The organism is Pseudalkalibacillus sp. SCS-8 (genome assembly GCF_040126055.1).
Lineage (GTDB): Bacteria > Bacillota > Bacilli > Bacillales > Fictibacillaceae > Pseudalkalibacillus > Pseudalkalibacillus nanhaiensis.
Genome location: NZ_CP143541.1, coordinates 69,677 through 85,471 on the forward strand (window position 1 = coordinate 69,677; position 15,795 = coordinate 85,471).

At 43.7% G+C, this 15,795-nt stretch carries 14 protein-coding genes and 2 tRNA genes; 15 read left to right on the top strand and 1 reads right to left on the bottom strand.

Annotated elements, in window-relative coordinates:
- The first annotated feature begins 113 nt into the window (after nucleotides 1-113).
- Both mfd and spoVT read left to right on the top strand, forming a co-directional pair.
- Complete coding sequence (gene mfd / locus V1497_RS00355; protein WP_349410710.1) at nucleotides 114-3,650, top strand: transcription-repair coupling factor; 3,537 nt, start codon at nucleotides 114-116, stop codon at nucleotides 3,648-3,650.
- A gap of 243 nt (nucleotides 3,651-3,893) precedes the next feature.
- A complete protein-coding gene (gene spoVT / locus V1497_RS00360) occupies nucleotides 3,894-4,430 on the top strand; it encodes a stage V sporulation protein T (RefSeq protein WP_349409068.1) in 537 nt (178 codons plus the stop codon).
- Nucleotides 4,431-4,480: 50 nt separating this feature from the next.
- On the opposite strand, the gene V1497_RS00365 is transcribed toward spoVT, so the two are convergent.
- Nucleotides 4,481-4,672 (bottom strand): hypothetical protein, encoded by a 192-nt coding sequence (locus tag V1497_RS00365; protein ID WP_349409069.1) that lies wholly within the window; start codon nucleotides 4,670-4,672, stop codon nucleotides 4,481-4,483.
- A 90-nt stretch (nucleotides 4,673-4,762) separates the two neighbouring features.
- On the opposite strand from V1497_RS00365, the gene V1497_RS00370 reads away from it, so the two are divergent.
- The 13 genes from V1497_RS00370 (at nucleotide 4,763) to V1497_RS00430 (ending at nucleotide 15,732) form a co-directional block, all read left to right on the top strand.
- Nucleotides 4,763-6,373: a polysaccharide biosynthesis protein gene (locus V1497_RS00370; RefSeq protein WP_349409070.1), complete on the top strand. Its 1,611-nt coding sequence runs from the start codon at nucleotides 4,763-4,765 to the stop codon at nucleotides 6,371-6,373.
- On the top strand, nucleotides 6,366-7,847 hold the full coding sequence (mazG, locus tag V1497_RS00375) for a nucleoside triphosphate pyrophosphohydrolase (protein WP_349409071.1): 1,482 nt from the start codon (nucleotides 6,366-6,368) through the stop codon (nucleotides 7,845-7,847). Before V1497_RS00370 ends, mazG begins: the two co-directional genes overlap by 8 nt.
- Before the next feature lie 89 nt (nucleotides 7,848-7,936).
- Nucleotides 7,937-8,209, top strand: coding sequence for an HU family DNA-binding protein (locus V1497_RS00380; protein WP_349409072.1), 273 nt, complete (start codon nucleotides 7,937-7,939; stop codon nucleotides 8,207-8,209).
- A complete protein-coding gene (locus V1497_RS00385) occupies nucleotides 8,210-8,476 on the top strand; it encodes an RNA-binding S4 domain-containing protein (RefSeq protein ID WP_349409073.1) in 267 nt (88 codons plus the stop codon).
- A gap of 397 nt (nucleotides 8,477-8,873) precedes the next feature.
- The gene (gene yabP, locus V1497_RS00390) at nucleotides 8,874-9,191 is read left to right on the top strand and encodes a sporulation protein YabP (protein ID WP_349409074.1); all 318 of its coding nucleotides are present in this window, start codon (nucleotides 8,874-8,876) and stop codon (nucleotides 9,189-9,191) included.
- A complete protein-coding gene (gene yabQ / locus V1497_RS00395; protein WP_349409075.1) occupies nucleotides 9,188-9,790 on the top strand; it encodes a spore cortex biosynthesis protein YabQ in 603 nt (200 codons plus the stop codon). The genes yabP and yabQ overlap by 4 nt, the downstream gene beginning before the upstream one ends.
- A 12-nt stretch (nucleotides 9,791-9,802) precedes the next feature.
- Nucleotides 9,803-10,186: an FtsB family cell division protein gene (locus V1497_RS00400; RefSeq protein ID WP_349409076.1), complete on the top strand. Its 384-nt coding sequence runs from the start codon at nucleotides 9,803-9,805 to the stop codon at nucleotides 10,184-10,186.
- A 73-nt stretch (nucleotides 10,187-10,259) separates the two neighbouring features.
- Nucleotides 10,260-10,685, top strand: a complete 426-nt coding sequence (locus V1497_RS00405) for a S1 domain-containing RNA-binding protein (RefSeq protein WP_349409077.1) — start codon at nucleotides 10,260-10,262, stop codon at nucleotides 10,683-10,685.
- 222 nt (nucleotides 10,686-10,907) lie between these two features.
- Nucleotides 10,908-10,984 (top strand) — tRNA-Met (locus V1497_RS00410).
- Between the two features lie 50 nt (nucleotides 10,985-11,034).
- Nucleotides 11,035-11,109: transfer RNA gene (locus V1497_RS00415), tRNA-Glu, on the top strand.
- A gap of 290 nt (nucleotides 11,110-11,399) precedes the next feature.
- A complete protein-coding gene (gene spoIIE / locus V1497_RS00420) occupies nucleotides 11,400-13,892 on the top strand; it encodes a stage II sporulation protein E (RefSeq protein WP_414703591.1) in 2,493 nt (830 codons plus the stop codon).
- 138 nt (nucleotides 13,893-14,030) lie between these two features.
- Nucleotides 14,031-14,771, top strand: a complete 741-nt coding sequence (locus V1497_RS00425) for a hypothetical protein (RefSeq protein ID WP_349409078.1) — start codon at nucleotides 14,031-14,033, stop codon at nucleotides 14,769-14,771.
- A complete protein-coding gene (locus V1497_RS00430; protein WP_349409079.1) occupies nucleotides 14,743-15,732 on the top strand; it encodes a serine/threonine protein kinase in 990 nt (329 codons plus the stop codon). The genes V1497_RS00425 and V1497_RS00430 overlap by 29 nt, the downstream gene beginning before the upstream one ends.
- The last annotated feature ends 63 nt before the right edge of the window (nucleotides 15,733-15,795 follow it).

A 15,795-nucleotide genomic window follows, 5' to 3' on the forward strand; every position in this document is an offset into this window, starting at 1 on the left:
GCGGGAAGCGTCCGCCTGGAGCTGTTCAACATCAACAACATTCTTTAACAGAGCACCATGAAGAAATAGAAGAGGGACTGTAACTCCCATTCCTATCGGGAAGGAGATAAATGATGCAAGGTTTACTTAATTATTTTTGTGATAATGATGACTTTCATTCGCTTGCAACCGGGATGTCTGAAGGTCTTCGAGAGCAGCTTGTGTCAGGCTTGTCAGGTTCAGCACGAACGTTAATGATGGCATGCTTGTATCAGGCGAATGGTCGTGCTCAGCTTGTTGTCACCCATAACCTTTTCCAGGCACAAAAGCTTTATGAAGACCTGGCTGGGATATTAGGTGAAGACACTGTGCATTTATATCCTGTTAACGAACTGACATCAGCAGAAATTGCGATTGCGAGTCCAGAACTGAAGTCGCAAAGGATCGATGTTCTGAATCGGTTAACTGATCGCAATACGGGTGGCATCGTCATCACCCCGATTGCAGGGTTAAGAAGGATGATCCCGCCTCCAACTGTTTGGAAATCCAGTCATGTTGTTTTTGAAAGAGGGACGGATATCGACCTTGATCGGGTGAAGGGTCAATTGATTGCGATGGGTTATGAGCGGTCTGATATGATTACAGCTCCTGGGGAATTCAGTATTCGCGGAGGGATTCTCGATGTATATCCGCTTACTGAAACCAAACCATTACGAATTGAATTGTTCGACACAGAAGTGGATTCCATCCGGTATTTTGATGTTGAGACACAACGATCAGAGGATCAGCTTCAGGAGATCAAGGTGGGACCTTCCGAAGAAATCATCCTTTTTCCTGAACATTATCAAAAGGCGGCTGCCAATTTAGAGTTGGCTTTATCCCGTTCGCTTCAAAAAATCAAAGATGATGGAGTCAAAGATAAACTGACTGAAAATATCGGTTATGATATCGAGCAGTTGAAGCAACAACAAACATTCCAAGGGATGTATAAGTACATTTCCAAATATTATGACAGCCCTGGTAGTTTACTAGATTATTTACCCGAAAATCCGGTTGTCATCATGGATGAAATCAGTCGAATCCAGGAAACCTCTTCACAGCTTGAGAAAGAAGAGGCGGAGTGGCACACTGCCCTGTTGAACCAGGGGGAAACGGTTACTGGATTGGATTTATCTCATTCTTACGAGGACCTCGTCGATCGTGAAGATCTCGTCTTTTTGTATTTGTCATTATTTTTAAGACATGTGCCCCATACAAACCCTCAAAACATCATTAATATGAGCTGTAAGGCCATGCAGAATTTCCATGGTCAATTAAATGTGCTCCTGACTGAAGTCCAAAGGTGGCACAAAAGCAAGGATGCCGTCGTCTTTATGGCAGCTAATGCGGAGCGAGCCAAGCGCCTGGAGCGTGTTATGGAGGATTATAAAATCGAAGCATCCATTGTTGAAGGGAAAACGCCGCTTACTCCAGGAAAGAACCATATCATGATTGGTGATTTGAACGGCGGTTTCGAGCTTCCGATGAAGAAACTCGTCGTTTTGACTGAGGACGAAGTATTCACAAAGAAAACACGAAAAGCCCGTAAACCACAAAGGGTTTCCAATGCCGAGCGTATCAAGAGCTATTCAGAGTTGAAGGTTGGCGACTATGTCGTCCATGTTAATCATGGAATCGGGAAATACCTCGGGATCGAGACTTTGGAGATCAATGGTGTCCATAAAGATTACCTTCACTTAAAATATGCAGGGGATGACAAGCTTTATGTACCTGTCGAACAGATTGACCAGGTGCAGAAATTCGTTGGTTCTGAAGGGAAGGAACCAAAAGTTTATAAACTTGGCGGAAGTGAATGGAAGAAGGTCAAAAGCAGAGTCCAATCTTCTGTTCAAGATATCGCCGATGACCTGATCAAGCTGTATGCAGAGCGTGAAGCCACAAAGGGATACGCATTCTCCGAGGATGCCGGACTTCAGCAGGAGTTCGAAAGTGCTTTCCCATATCAAGAAACAGAGGATCAATTACGAGCGATCGAGGAAATCAAAAAAGACATGGAAAAAGAACGACCAATGGATCGATTATTATGTGGGGATGTCGGTTACGGAAAAACAGAAGTGGCAATCCGTGCAGCATTCAAAGCCATCAATGATGGAAAACAGGTGGCGTTCCTCGTTCCGACCACGATCCTTGCTCAACAGCACTTTGAGACGTTCCAGGAACGTTTCGCAGAATTCCCGATTACGATCAAGACACTAAGCAGATTCAGAACACGTAAGGAACAGACGGAAACATTGAAGGGTCTGAAAGCTGGGACAGTCGATATCGTTGTCGGGACACACAGGCTTTTGTCAAAGGACATTCAATTCAAGGACCTAGGCCTATTGATTATCGATGAAGAGCAACGTTTCGGGGTCACTCATAAAGAGAAGATCAAACAGATGAAAACGAATGTCGATGTCCTCACCTTGACCGCTACTCCAATACCGAGAACCTTGCATATGTCGATGCTCGGAGTCCGGGACCTTTCCGTTATCGAGACACCGCCGGAGAATCGTTTCCCGGTGCAAACCTATGTGGTCGAGTTCAGCGGGGCGGTTGCTCGTGAAGCGATAGAGCGTGAATTATCGAGGGGTGGGCAAGTCTATTACCTCTATAATAAAGTGGAATCGATTGAACGAATGGCTGAACAGATCTCCCAGCTCGTCCCTGATGCTCGTGTCGCTTACGCTCATGGACAGATGAGGGAAAGTGAGCTGGAGTCGGTCATGATCGATTTCTTGGATGGGAACTATGATGTACTGGTCAGCACGACGATCATTGAAACAGGTGTTGATATCCCGAACGTCAACACGCTTATCGTACATGATGCAGACAAGATGGGACTATCCCAGCTGTACCAGCTCCGTGGACGAGTCGGACGGTCGAACCGCGTCGCATATTCTTATTTCATGTATCAACGTGATAAGGTGTTAACAGAGGTAGCGGAAAAACGCCTTCAAGCCATAAAAGAATTCACGGAATTGGGATCCGGGTTCAAAATCGCGATGCGGGATCTATCCATCCGTGGAGCAGGGAATCTGCTAGGAGCTCAGCAGCATGGTTTCATCGACTCAGTTGGATTTGATTTGTATTCTCAAATGTTGAAAGAGGCGATTGAAGAACGTAAAGGTGAAAAGCCTAAGAAGAAGCAGGTTGAGCTTGAGCTCGATCTGAATGTGGATGCTTACATTCCTTCATCTTATATAGAAGATGAGAAGCAGAAAATCGATATGTACAAACGCTTTAAAGGGATCTCTAGCTTTGATGATGTCTTGGATCTTCATGATGAAATGATCGATCGATTTGGAGATTATCCAGAACAGGTTCAGAATCTTTTCGCTGTTGCCAGAATCAAGCTGTATGCTGCACAAGAGAAAATCGTTAAGATTGAGCAGCTGAAGAATAATCAAGTCCAAATTCTGACTTCGAAGGAAACGACGTCCCATCTAGATGGCAGTAAGCTGTTCGACATCGTCAACAAAATCGGGAGACATGTAAACCTAGGTATGGAAAAGGAACAAATAAAAGTATTGGTCAATACACGAAGGTTGAGTGACGAGCAGCTCTTAAAAACGATTGAAGACGTGCTTGAACAATTCCCAAATGCCAAGAAAGAAACCGTTCAAGCCTGAGTGTCCACAATTAAATAAGAGGAAACACAATCAATACAGTGGATCTCAACTAAAATCCACCACGTTATGCGTCAGAAGCTTGGTCTCGACAGATTTTCTTTGGAGAATTTTCCGTTTTCTGTGAATAGATTAGGCTAACGTACGGATACTAAAGGAAAATGAATGGTATATTTATTCATTCGTACCATGAATGCTATTGTATCTCAATTATCTTGCAAAGATAGAAAGTGAGGGCATCAAAGAATGAAAGCCACAGGTATCGTACGTCGTATTGACGATCTTGGACGGGTCGTCATTCCAAAGGAAATTCGAAGAACCCTGCGCATTCGTGAGGGAGATCCTCTTGAAATTTTCGTTGACCGTGAAGGGGAAGTCATCCTGAAGAAGTATTCTCCGATAAGTGAGCTTGGAGATTTTGCTCAGGAGTACGCAGAGTCATTGTATGAGCACACCCAGCATATCGCACTCATATCTGACAGAGATGCATTTATTGCGGTAGCAGGTGGGGGAAAGAAGGATTACTTAAATAAAAATATCGGTAAAATCATCGAGACATCAATGAGTGATCGGAAATCGGTCGTTTCCTCTCAAGCTACATCCGTTGAAGTCGTGGATGGGAACAGTGAGTCTGTTGCCCATGTCATTGCTCCTATTGTGGCGAACGGGGATCCGATCGGTGCAGTTGTCTTGCTATGTAAATCGGACAAGCAAATCGGCGATGTCGAACAAAAATTAGCTGAAACAGCCGCAGGCTTTTTAGCAAAACAGATGGAACAGTAACAAGAAAAGAAGCAGCCAACTGCTTCTTTTTTCTTTGGCTCTGTTAGCTTTTAATGTTGATATTTAAAAAAATAGAAGCGTAAGGCGGCGACTCCAGCGGGAAAAGCAACAGCTGAAGACCCCGCAGAGTGAGGAACGAGCTCGAGGAGGCTGAAGCGTTGCCCGCGGAAAGCGTCCGCCTGAAGCTGTTCAATATCAACAACATTCTTTAACTGAGCTTTTTCTTGACATGCATATCTCATCAATGCACTCCAATCTTTTTGTCAGAGTCTGTTTCTGCTTATATCGTGATATAATGATGCTATTATTGTCGATTTTTAGGCGGTGTCAAGATGTTGAACCAAACCGATCTGCAGAAAACATTCTGGAAAGGGACCATGATCATATCTGGTGCGGCTTTGCTCGTAAAGGTCCTTAGTGCATTCTACCGAATTCCTTACCAGAATATTGCGGGGGATCTGGGGCTGTATGTCTATCAGCAAGTCTATCCTTTTTATGCGATAGCCTTTGCATTAAGTTTATATGGATTTCCTCTCATCATTTCGAAAGTGGTATCTGAGCACGATGAACGGTTTGTTAAAGATCGATTGACGACTGTTTTCTTCGGTCTCAGTATCCTCTTTCTTTTGGCATTCATTCTATTACATCAAACGGCTCCGATGATCTCTGAAGCGATGAATGATCCGCTATTGATTACACCATTACGCATGGCTTCCTATGCGTTTTTGTTCGTACCGATCCTTTCAGTTGCCCGTGGGTATTTCCAAGGTGAGAAGGAGATGACGCCGACAGCAGTGTCGCAGGTAGCTGAGCAATCCGTCCGTGTAACGCTCATCCTACTACTTACGATTTGGTTTGTCGGAGAAGGGGCAGATCAATACACAGTCGGAAGTGCTGCAATTTTCGGTGGATTGGTTGGAAGTGTCGTTTCGATCATCGTTATGCTCACGTATTTACGAAAAAACCAAACACATCCTAAAGTTTTTCAAATACCCTCTATTTCTGTCATGATGCATTCCTTCGGGTTGATATGGAAGGTATTCAAAGGCGGTATTGCCATATGTATCACAGCAGTCATGTTTGCCTTGTTCTCACTTGTAGATGCACTCCAGGTTGTACCGGGTTTACATTCAGGCGGTTTGGACCTATTGGAGGCAAAAGTAAATAAAGGGGTGTTCGATCGAGGTCAGCCTCTTCTTCAGCTTGGCACAGTATTGGCTACTTCAATGGCTCTGCCTCTAATCCCTTTTATCGCCAAATCCAATCATGCTCAAGATAAGGAAAAGATCATCACGCTGACGGGCCAATCGTTGAAATTCAGTTTCATAATTGGTGGTGCAGCGGCTGTCGGTCTAGCAGTCATCATCGTGCCGACTAATATATTCTTATACGAAAACACGAATGGATCCATGGCGCTTGGCATTTTGGGGGCAGCCATCCTTTTTGGCTCCCTTGCGATAACGTCATCGGCCATTCTGCAAGGACTTGGTCGGATCGCCTATCCGGTCTTCTTCATTCTAATTGCCTTGATGGTCAAGGCTGCATTGAATGCATGGCTGCTTCCTCTGTACGGCATTACTGCTGCAGCTGTGACAACAGTCATCAGTTCAGCATTTGTTGCATGCAGTAATCTATTCATGATCCAGCGTTTGACGAGGGTATTCCATTTCCAAAGGTTTTCCGGTTTAAAGGTGTTGTTGGCCCTCCTCTTAATGGCGGGTATTACGTTTGTTTGGAAAGCGTTTTTGTTGTACTTCCTTCCTGTTGAAGATCGTCTGGCAGCTGGATTGATTGCATTGTCCAGTGCGGTTATCGGGGGAGTCGTCTATGGCTTTGCACTCATTTACCAAAAAGTATGGAAGTATGAAGAGATGATTTTATTGCCAAAAGGAAAGTATCTAGCGAAATGGTTCTTTAGAGAAAGGAGAGATGAAGATGCATAACACAATAACAGTCGTCGGTCTCGGAGCGGGAGACTTGAATCAGCTGCCTTTCGGGGTTTATAAATACCTGAAAGAGGCTGAACATATCTTCTTGAGAACGAAAGAACACCCGGTCGTCAATGAGTTGCAGGCAGAAGGGTTATCATTCATAAGCTTTGATGAATTGTATGAACAAGAATCCGAATTCAATTCTGTTTATGAATCCATTGTCGAACGGTTATGGGAGGAGTCTCGAGACAAGGATATCGTGTATGTCGTTCCGGGGCATCCTTTTGTTGCTGAGCAGACTGTCCAGTTATTGCTTGAAGGACAGGACGCACACAATACGAATGTAGAATTTAAAGGCGGGCAAAGCTTCCTCGATTCGATGTTCCAGGCACTCCGAATTGACCCTGTTGATGGTTTTCAGCTACTTGATGGGACAAGTTTGACTGCAGAACAAATGAACATTCGACAACACGTCATCATTGCACAAGTCTATGATTCATTCATCGCTTCACATGTTAAATTGATCCTTATGGAGCGTTATCCAGATGATCATCCCGTACATATCGTAACGGCTGCAGGCTCTGAGTCCGAATCAATCACCTCAGTCCCTCTTTATGAGATCGATCGTCATGTCGAGTTGAATAACCTGACAGCCCTTTACGTAGAACCGGTAACCAGGATGGATCATTTGACTCGGGAATTCTCTCAATTGAGAGATGTTATCCGGACGCTCAGAGGCCCGGATGGGTGTCCATGGGATAAAAAACAAACTCACGAAAGTTTAAGGAAATACTTACTTGAAGAAGCGTATGAAGTCATAGAAGCTATTGATCGTAAGGACGATGAACATCTGACAGAGGAGTTAGGTGACGTATTGCTTCAAGTCATGCTCCATGCCCAAATCGGAGAAGACAATGGATACTTTACGGTGGAAGACGTGATTCAAGCATTGAATGAGAAAATGATCCGTCGTCATCCACATGTGTTCGGGGACCAGTCTCTTGATACAGCGGAACAAGTGAAGGCGACATGGGATGAAATCAAGAAAAGTGAGAAGGATGAGGATCAAACTGCTTCAATCCTCGATGGAACAGAGCAATTTCCGGCTTTGTTGAGAGCAGTCAAATTGCAGAAAAAAGCGGCTAAGGTAGGCTTTGATTGGGATGAGGTCAGCCCGATCCTCGATAAGATTAAAGAGGAGATCGAGGAATTCCAACAAGCAGCAGAAAATCAAGATGAGCTAGAAACAGAGAGTGAACTAGGTGATGTGTTATTTGCACTCGTAAACTTATGCCGTTATTATAAGGTTGACCCTGAGCTTGCTCTTAATCGGACGAACCGGAAATTTTTCGATCGCTTCCGTTTTATTGAATCTGAGCTGGCGAAAAAGGATGTCTCTTTTGATCAAGCTACACTTGAGGACATGGACAAATTGTGGGAAAAGGCAAAAATTCTTTCAAAAAAGAAGGAAAATCCTGAAGAATAGAGAACTTTATTCTGTGGAATGGACAGAGAAGCGCTCGAATACGCGAATTTGTCTATCAAACATGGTTAGAAAATTAGGAGGTACATAAGATGAACAAAAATGATCTAGTCAACAATATTTCCGAAAAAGAAGGCATGACAAAGAAAGATGTTGAAGCTGTTGTAAACGGTTTGCTTACTGAAATCACTGAAGCCCTTAAATCAGGGGAAAAAGTCCAATTCGTAGGATTCGGTACTTTTGAAACAAGAGAACGATCCAGCCGTTCCGGACGTAACCCACAGACTGGTGAAACGATCGACATTCCAGCCTCAACGGTTCCTGCTTTCCGTGCAGGTAACAAGTTGAAAGAAGCCGTAAAATAAATGCGCTTAGATAAGTTCTTAAAGGTCTCTCGCTTGATCAAAAGGCGAACGGTCGCCAAAGAGATTTCAGATCAGGGGAGGATCTTGATTAACGGGAATGCCGGGAAGGCATCCTCGACCGTCCAGGCTGGAGATGAACTGAAAATCCGGTTCGGACAAAAGATCGTAACGGTCAAAATCAATGATTTAAAAGAGACATCCAAAAAAGAAGATGCTGCATCCATGTATACGGTCGTTAGCGAAGAACGGTTGAACGAAGAAGCTTGACCGGGACGACAGCATATTTCTTGGAGATTTGTTAATAGGGGTTAGTGATAAAGAGATTGACGACAGATCCGTCTAACATAGACAGCTGTCAGTCAATCTCTTTTTAATATTTTGGACCTGTTCGCTTCTAATATTGGTATCTTAAGAAAACAGAAGCGTAAGGCGGCGACTCCAGCGGGAAAAGCAACAGCTGAAGACCCCGCAAATTGAGGAACGAAATTGAGGAGGCTGAAGCGTTGCCCGCGGAAAGCGTCCGCCTGAAGCTGTGCATTCTTAAACGAAGCCAATACTTTTAAAGAACGTGAGACTCCTGTTGGCGCACCCTTTCACGGAGGCTTGTTCTAATTTACCGCCCACCTACATACATTGGTACAAACTATGTATGGGGGGAGCTTCCATGGATTCATATTACGATTACAATGGACCAAACTACGATAAATCATCAAATACGACTCCAGATCATGACATAAAGATGAGAGGCCGGAAATCGCTCGATATTACAGGGGTTAAACAGGTTGAAAGCTTTGATAATGAAGAATTTCTTCTCGAAACGTCAATGGGCTTTCTTGCAATACGTGGTTATAACTTAAAGATGAAGAATCTTAACCTTGAACAAGGACTTGTGTCGATCGAGGGGAAGGTATTCGACCTTGTCTATCTCGACCAACAACAAGGGGATAAAGCTAAAGGATTTTTTAGCAAGTTGTTTAAATGACATTGAATGTGCAACTTTATACCATCCTGGCGATGATTGGCAGTGGAATCTGGATCGGAATCGCTATGGACACGTATCACAGGTTCTTGCCTAGAAATAAAAAATGGAACTGGCTGAGGTTCATCAATGATATTATCTTTTGGATCCTTCAGGCCTTATTGATCTTCTACGTCTTACTCCAAGTGAATCATGGTGAAGTGCGCGTTATCATCTTTTTGGCTTTACTCTGTGGATTTGCTGCGTATCAAAGCCTGTTCCAGAGTATCTACAAGCGGCTGTTGGAACGATTGATCAGAATTGTCATAGGTCTTTACAAGATCATACGCAATATCATTTTCATTCTACTCATCCAACCGGTAAAAGTTATATTGAAACTCCTTCTTACCTTGAGTAAAATGGTAGGTAGTCTACTATTATCCATCCTTCTATTCCTTTCAGGTATTCTTCTTTTTCCTTTTAAACGAATCGGTTCCTTCATCTTTCAACGAATACGGAAGATGATTCCGATAAATATCGGTACAAAACTAAAAGGGAAAGCAGGAATTTTGAAGAAGCCAACGAATATGGTGAAAGATTGGATTGGAAAATTCAGACGGTAAAGGAGGTCCTGGATGGTGCAACGACATGATAAAGTAACGGCCTTAAACGAAAACTTCATGAATGAAGAAAAGTTGAAAAGCGAACGAGCACGCCGAAGGAAAAAAGGGTTAGTGCGACGTTTGGTTGTTTTCGGTGTATTGGTTGTCATCATGTTTGCCGTCATGATTACTACACTTACCTCACAAGCCTCTGTCATTGCGGAAAAGAAAGAAGAGAAGCAAAAGGTTGAACAACGTCTGGAAGAAGTGAAGAATGAGAAAGCACAATTAACCGAAGAAGTGAATAAACTACAAGACCCTGATTATATCGGAGAAGTCGCCCGCAGAGATTATAATATGTCCAAACCAGGAGAGACGATTTTCAAACTGCCAAAGAAGAAGGAAGAGTCTCGTTGACCTTGGATTTTCGGGCATGTATAATAAAATAAATTTGATTCATTCATACTTTTAAGGAGGAGCAATTTTTACAATGACAATTGAAGTAGGCAGCAAATTGAAGGGAAAAGTATCAGGTATTACCCATTTTGGAGCATTTGTCGAGCTGCCAGATGGTGTCACCGGTTTAGTCCACATTAGTGAAGTTGCCGACAATTATGTGAAAGACATCAATGAGCATTTATCCGTCGGAGATGAAGTAGAAGTAAAGGTTATCAATGTTGATAACGATGGTAAGATCGGGCTATCCATCAAAAAAGCGAAAGAACAGCTATCTAAGCCGAACAAAAGACCTGACCGTCCTCGTGGAAGAGGAGGTAAACCTCGTAGACAGAACAATGAGTTTGTTTCATTTGAAGATAAGCTGAATCGTTTCCTGAAGGATAGTGAAGATCGTTTATCTACGCTCAAAAGACAAACTGAATCGAAACGTGGAGGTCGCGGTGCACGCCGAGGGTAATTCACTATCTGCTGCTTACCGATTGTAGTAAAAAAACCGCTCTGATCGGACGAATTAAGCACAAGAAAAAGACTGACATCATGTCAGTCTTTTTTTGGTTATGCTCTGTTAAAGATAATTGTTCATCCTCCGTATATAGGAAAATTAATTTATGAAAAAGTATTGACGTTCTCCTGAATATCTTGTATTATTCTTGTTGTGTCTTTAAGACAAACTGCATGTGGCGGTGTAGCTCAGCTGGCTAGAGCGTACGGTTCATACCCGTGAGGTCGGGGGTTCGATCCCCTCCGCCGCTACCATTTTTATCTGAGATTAAAAATAAACACTTCTACTATCACAAAATAACTTAGGCCCCTTGGTCAAGTGGTTAAGACACCGCCCTTTCACGGCGGTAACACGGGTTCGAATCCCGTAGGGGTCACCACTACATACAATCTACAAGCTGTCCAACTTTGTTGGGCGGCTTTTTTATTTATGCGCTCAACCTAGTAAATAAACGTGCCCCTTTCATAGGCGAATTCAAATCCGATTGACAGCAAACGATTGATTTATGGTAAAAGACATTACATAAAATTCTGAAAATTGAATCATATTGACAACCGGCATCGTAACCCGTCGATAAGTTTTATGACCTCTGCCTGATGGTTTGACAAAAAATGAGAGAAATGTGTGTTTTAATAGACAACACCAAATCTATTAACAGGTGGTGCGGGGATGATGCAAAAGGTAGGATCACAAAGTAACCCTATACTGCGGAAATTCGTCGTGGTAGATCGGTTTAAGAAAAGTATGTTTATGTACATGAAAGAAACGAAACAACGGGTGAAACGATTTCTCCTCCACTGGAGCTTGCTGTTGTTTTGTACAGGCTTCTTGCTTGGTCGAGCTCTTATACTTTCTGAGCTTTCACCCTTTGCCATCCCTTTCTTCGGAGTCGTTCTTTCGCTGAAAAGGGAGAGGGCAGGAGTCGCTGCGGTAGCAGTCCTGACTGGAGCCCTGACCACCTTTGATCAAACAGGATTATTTGTTTCATTGGGGTTAGCGGTGTTTTTTGTTCTGCATACCCTTCTTACAAATCTCGCAAAACCAAGTTATAAACTATTACCGATAACGGTATTAGCCGCCAGCTTCATCACCCGGATGGCCTTACTTTCGTTCGGGTCTGAACCCATCACGACTGGTACAATGTTGATGGTTTCAATAGAAGCTGGTTTAAGCAGTGTTCTTACATTGATATTCTTACAAAGTATCCCACTGCTTTCGTTGAAGAAAATTCAGCATTCCTTGAAGAACGAAGAGATCGTCTGTTTCATCATCCTCCTGGCATCCGTTATGACCGGTACGATTGGATGGCATGTGTACGATCTATCCATGGAGCACATCCTTTCACGATATCTTGTATTGATCTTCGCCTTCGTAGGGGGAACGGCGATTGGTTCTACCGTAGGTGTCGTTACAGGGTTGATCCTTGGATTAGCTAATATCGCAAGCCTCTATCAAATGAGTTTGCTCGCTTTTTCAGGCTTATTAGGAGGTCTACTGAAAGAAGGTCGAAAAATCGGGGTCAGTGTAGGCTTGTTCATCGGTACGTTGCTTATCGGTCTATATGGTGGCGAAACAGGGATTCTATATACCAGTTTCTTGGAATCATGTGCAGCAGTAGCAATCTTCTTGCTTACACCGAACAATGCCATTTCTAAATTATCCCGGTACATACCTGGGACGAAAGAATATTCACAGGAGCAACAACAATACTTGAGGAAAGTGAGAGATGTGACCGCAAACCGAGTGGAGCAATTCTCACATCTGTTCCAGGCATTATCGAATAGCTTTTCAAATACCAGTGCGACAACGATGATGGAAGAGGAAGGGAAACGAGAGCTGGACATGTTCCTCAGTAACGTGACAGAGAAGACCTGTCAAAATTGCTTCAAGAAACGACATTGTTGGGTGAATCATTTTGATCAGACATATGATTATATGGCGAACATCATGACTGAAACGACTCCGAATGGAAATCTGAAGGATCGTCAGCTCCAAAAGGATTGGGAACGACATTGTGTACGTTCAAAGAAAGTGATTGATACGATCCAGTATGAGCTGGGTCAATACCATGCGAATATCAAGCTCAAGCAACAAGTGAAGGAAAGCAGAAGATTAGTGGCGGAACAGCTGCACGGCGTATCACAGGTGATGGATAACTTCGCAAAGGAGATTCAAAGAGAAAGGGAGAACCATCAGATCCAAGAAGAGCAAGTGAAGGAAGCGTTGGATGACATCGGGTTGGAAGTCGGAAACATTGAAATCTATTCACTTGAAAAAGGGAGCATCGATATTGAGATGAGCATCCCTTATTGCAACGGAAGAGGAGAATCTGAAAAAGTCATCGCGCCGTTGTTATCAGATATCCTGGATGAAGCGATCGTGGTCAAAACGGAAGAATGTGCAGCCTATCCGAACGGGTATTGTCATGTCGTGTTCCGTTCTTCACAAAACTTTGTAATTGAAACAGGGGTTGCGAGTGCGGCTAAAGGAGGAGCCTGGGTTTCAGGAGATAGCCATTCCATGATTGAGCTCGGTGCCGGGAAATATGCGGTTGCAATAAGCGACGGGATGGGGAACGGAGAACGGGCGCATCTAGAAAGCAACGAGACGTTGAGGCTGTTACAACAAATCCTCCAATCAGGAATTGATGAGACGACAGCGATCAAATCGGTCAACTCCATCCTTTCATTACGGACGACAGATGAAATTTTCTCAACACTCGATTTGGCTATGATCGATCTCCAAAATGCAACAGTGCGATTTTTGAAGATCGGATCGAGTCCGAGTTTTGTGAAACGGGCAGATCAGGTTCGGATGATTGAAGCGAGCAATCTCCCGATGGGCATCATTGAAGAATTTGATGTGGAGGTTGTCAGTGATCAATTGAAGGCTGGAGACTTCCTGGTCATGATGAGTGACGGCATATTCGAAGGGCCTAAGAATGTAGAGAATAAAGAGGCATGGATTAAACGCAAAATCAGAGAAATCCATTCAGACGATCCGCAAATCATCGCGGACCTGCTGCTTGAAGAGGTGATCCGGACCGATCGAGGTCGGATCGAAGATGACATGACGGTCGTGGTAACGAAAATCAATCGCAATATCCCGAAATGGTCAACAATCCGTTATCAAAATAAAAACAATACAAAGAATACTGGCTGATTATCAGGATAAAACCTCCCTATGGATATGTCGACATTTCTATGAAAACGACATCAAGGGACGAGACATTCAATCTAGTATAAATCCCCTCTTGCTTGACCATCATGGTAGTAACAAACTGCGAGAGGGGATTTTCATATGAGTAAAGGCACTTTACGACAGATTTTATTGATCACAGATGGATGTTCAAACCATGGTGAAGACCCGGTTGCGATTGCTGCACTGGCGAGGGAAAAGGGTGTCGCAATCAATGTAATCGGTATTCTATCGAAGAACGAAGCGTATGGCGAGCACGGCTTGAAGGAAGTAGAAGACATCGCCATGAGCGGTGGTGGAGTCAGTCAAATCGTATATGCAAATCAATTGGCGCAAACCGTCAAAATGGTCACTCAAAAGGCTATGACACAAACCATTCATGGCCTGATCAACAAAGAACTCACTCATATACTTGGGGAAGACAGACAAATGGAGGACCTTCCACCTGATAAGAGGGGAGAAGTTATGGAAGTCGTCGATGAAATCGGCGAAACGGTCGACCTTGAGGTAATGATCCTCGTTGACATTTCTGCAAGTATGGATGATAAGCTGCCAACTGTACAAGAATCGTTGATCGATCTATCCATATCATTGAATTCGAGGAGTGGATGCAATCGATTTGCGATCTATGCTTTTCCAGGTAAGCGCCACTCAATTGAACGCCTTCTGGATTGGACACCTCAGCTTGATACGTTAGGAAAGACATTCAAAAAAATCACGACTGGCGGAATTACGCCGACAGGACCTGCCTTAAGAGAAGTCTTAGAGTTATTCCCGGAGAGCAGCTCGAGAAGAAAGTTCCTTGGTGATTCGGATGAATACATCGAAGAATCCGGAAGTTAAGCTCTCGCCTGGAGACCAGGTTACAGGGAAATGGAATCAGAACCACTATATCATCCTCCGTGAGCTTGGTTCCGGTGCAACAGGAACTGTCTATCTGGCCAAGTCTGACCGTTCGAAGGTTGCCGTGAAGGTCAGCCATGATACACTGTCCATCACCTCCGAAGTGAACGTTCTGAAGCACTTGTCGAAGGTCCAGGGAAAAACACTTGGACCTTCTTTCATCGAAATGGATGATTGGAGTACGAACAAAGGAATCTTTCCATTTTACGTAATGGAATACGTGCAAGGAGAGTCCTTGTTTGCATTCATGAAACAAAGAAAAGATGAATGGATGGGCATACTGATTCTTCAATTATTAAGAGACTTAGCTGAACTTCATCGGGCTGGCTGGGTTTTCGGAGACCTGAAGCCTGATAATCTCCTTGTTTCTGGTCCTCCCCCTAAGATCCGTTGGTTGGATGTAGGTGGAACGACGATGATCGGCAGGGCGATCAAGGAATATACAGAGTTCTTCGATCGTGGCTATTGGGGGATGGGCTCAAGGCGTGCAGAACCGTCTTATGACTTGTTTGCAGTGGCGATGATCATGATGAATTACGCAGTACCTTCTCGTTTTGATAAAAAAGAAGGAGGATGGAATCAGCTTCAGAAGGTCATCGATCACAATCGATGGCTGAAAAAGTTCAAACCGGTTCTTCATAAAGCCTTACACGGTCATTATCAGACGGCAGAAGAGATGAGAAATGATCTATTGAAACATTATTCTACTAAATCTTCTGTTCAACCAAAGGCAAGGAGAGCTCACCCACGCCCTGCTCAGCCCTCAAACACTCAGATGGGAAGAGCCCGCCAGCAGCAAAAAAAGAAGATCAAGAAACGCTTGCGATATACAGAATCAATACTGATTTTCTTGTTCTTGTTCGTATTCTATGTCGTCTATCTGATGAGTCAGGTATTTTAGAACAGCATGTTATAATGGACATCAGTCATGCCTTCTTTTTAAAATCATAGAACTTCCTTTATA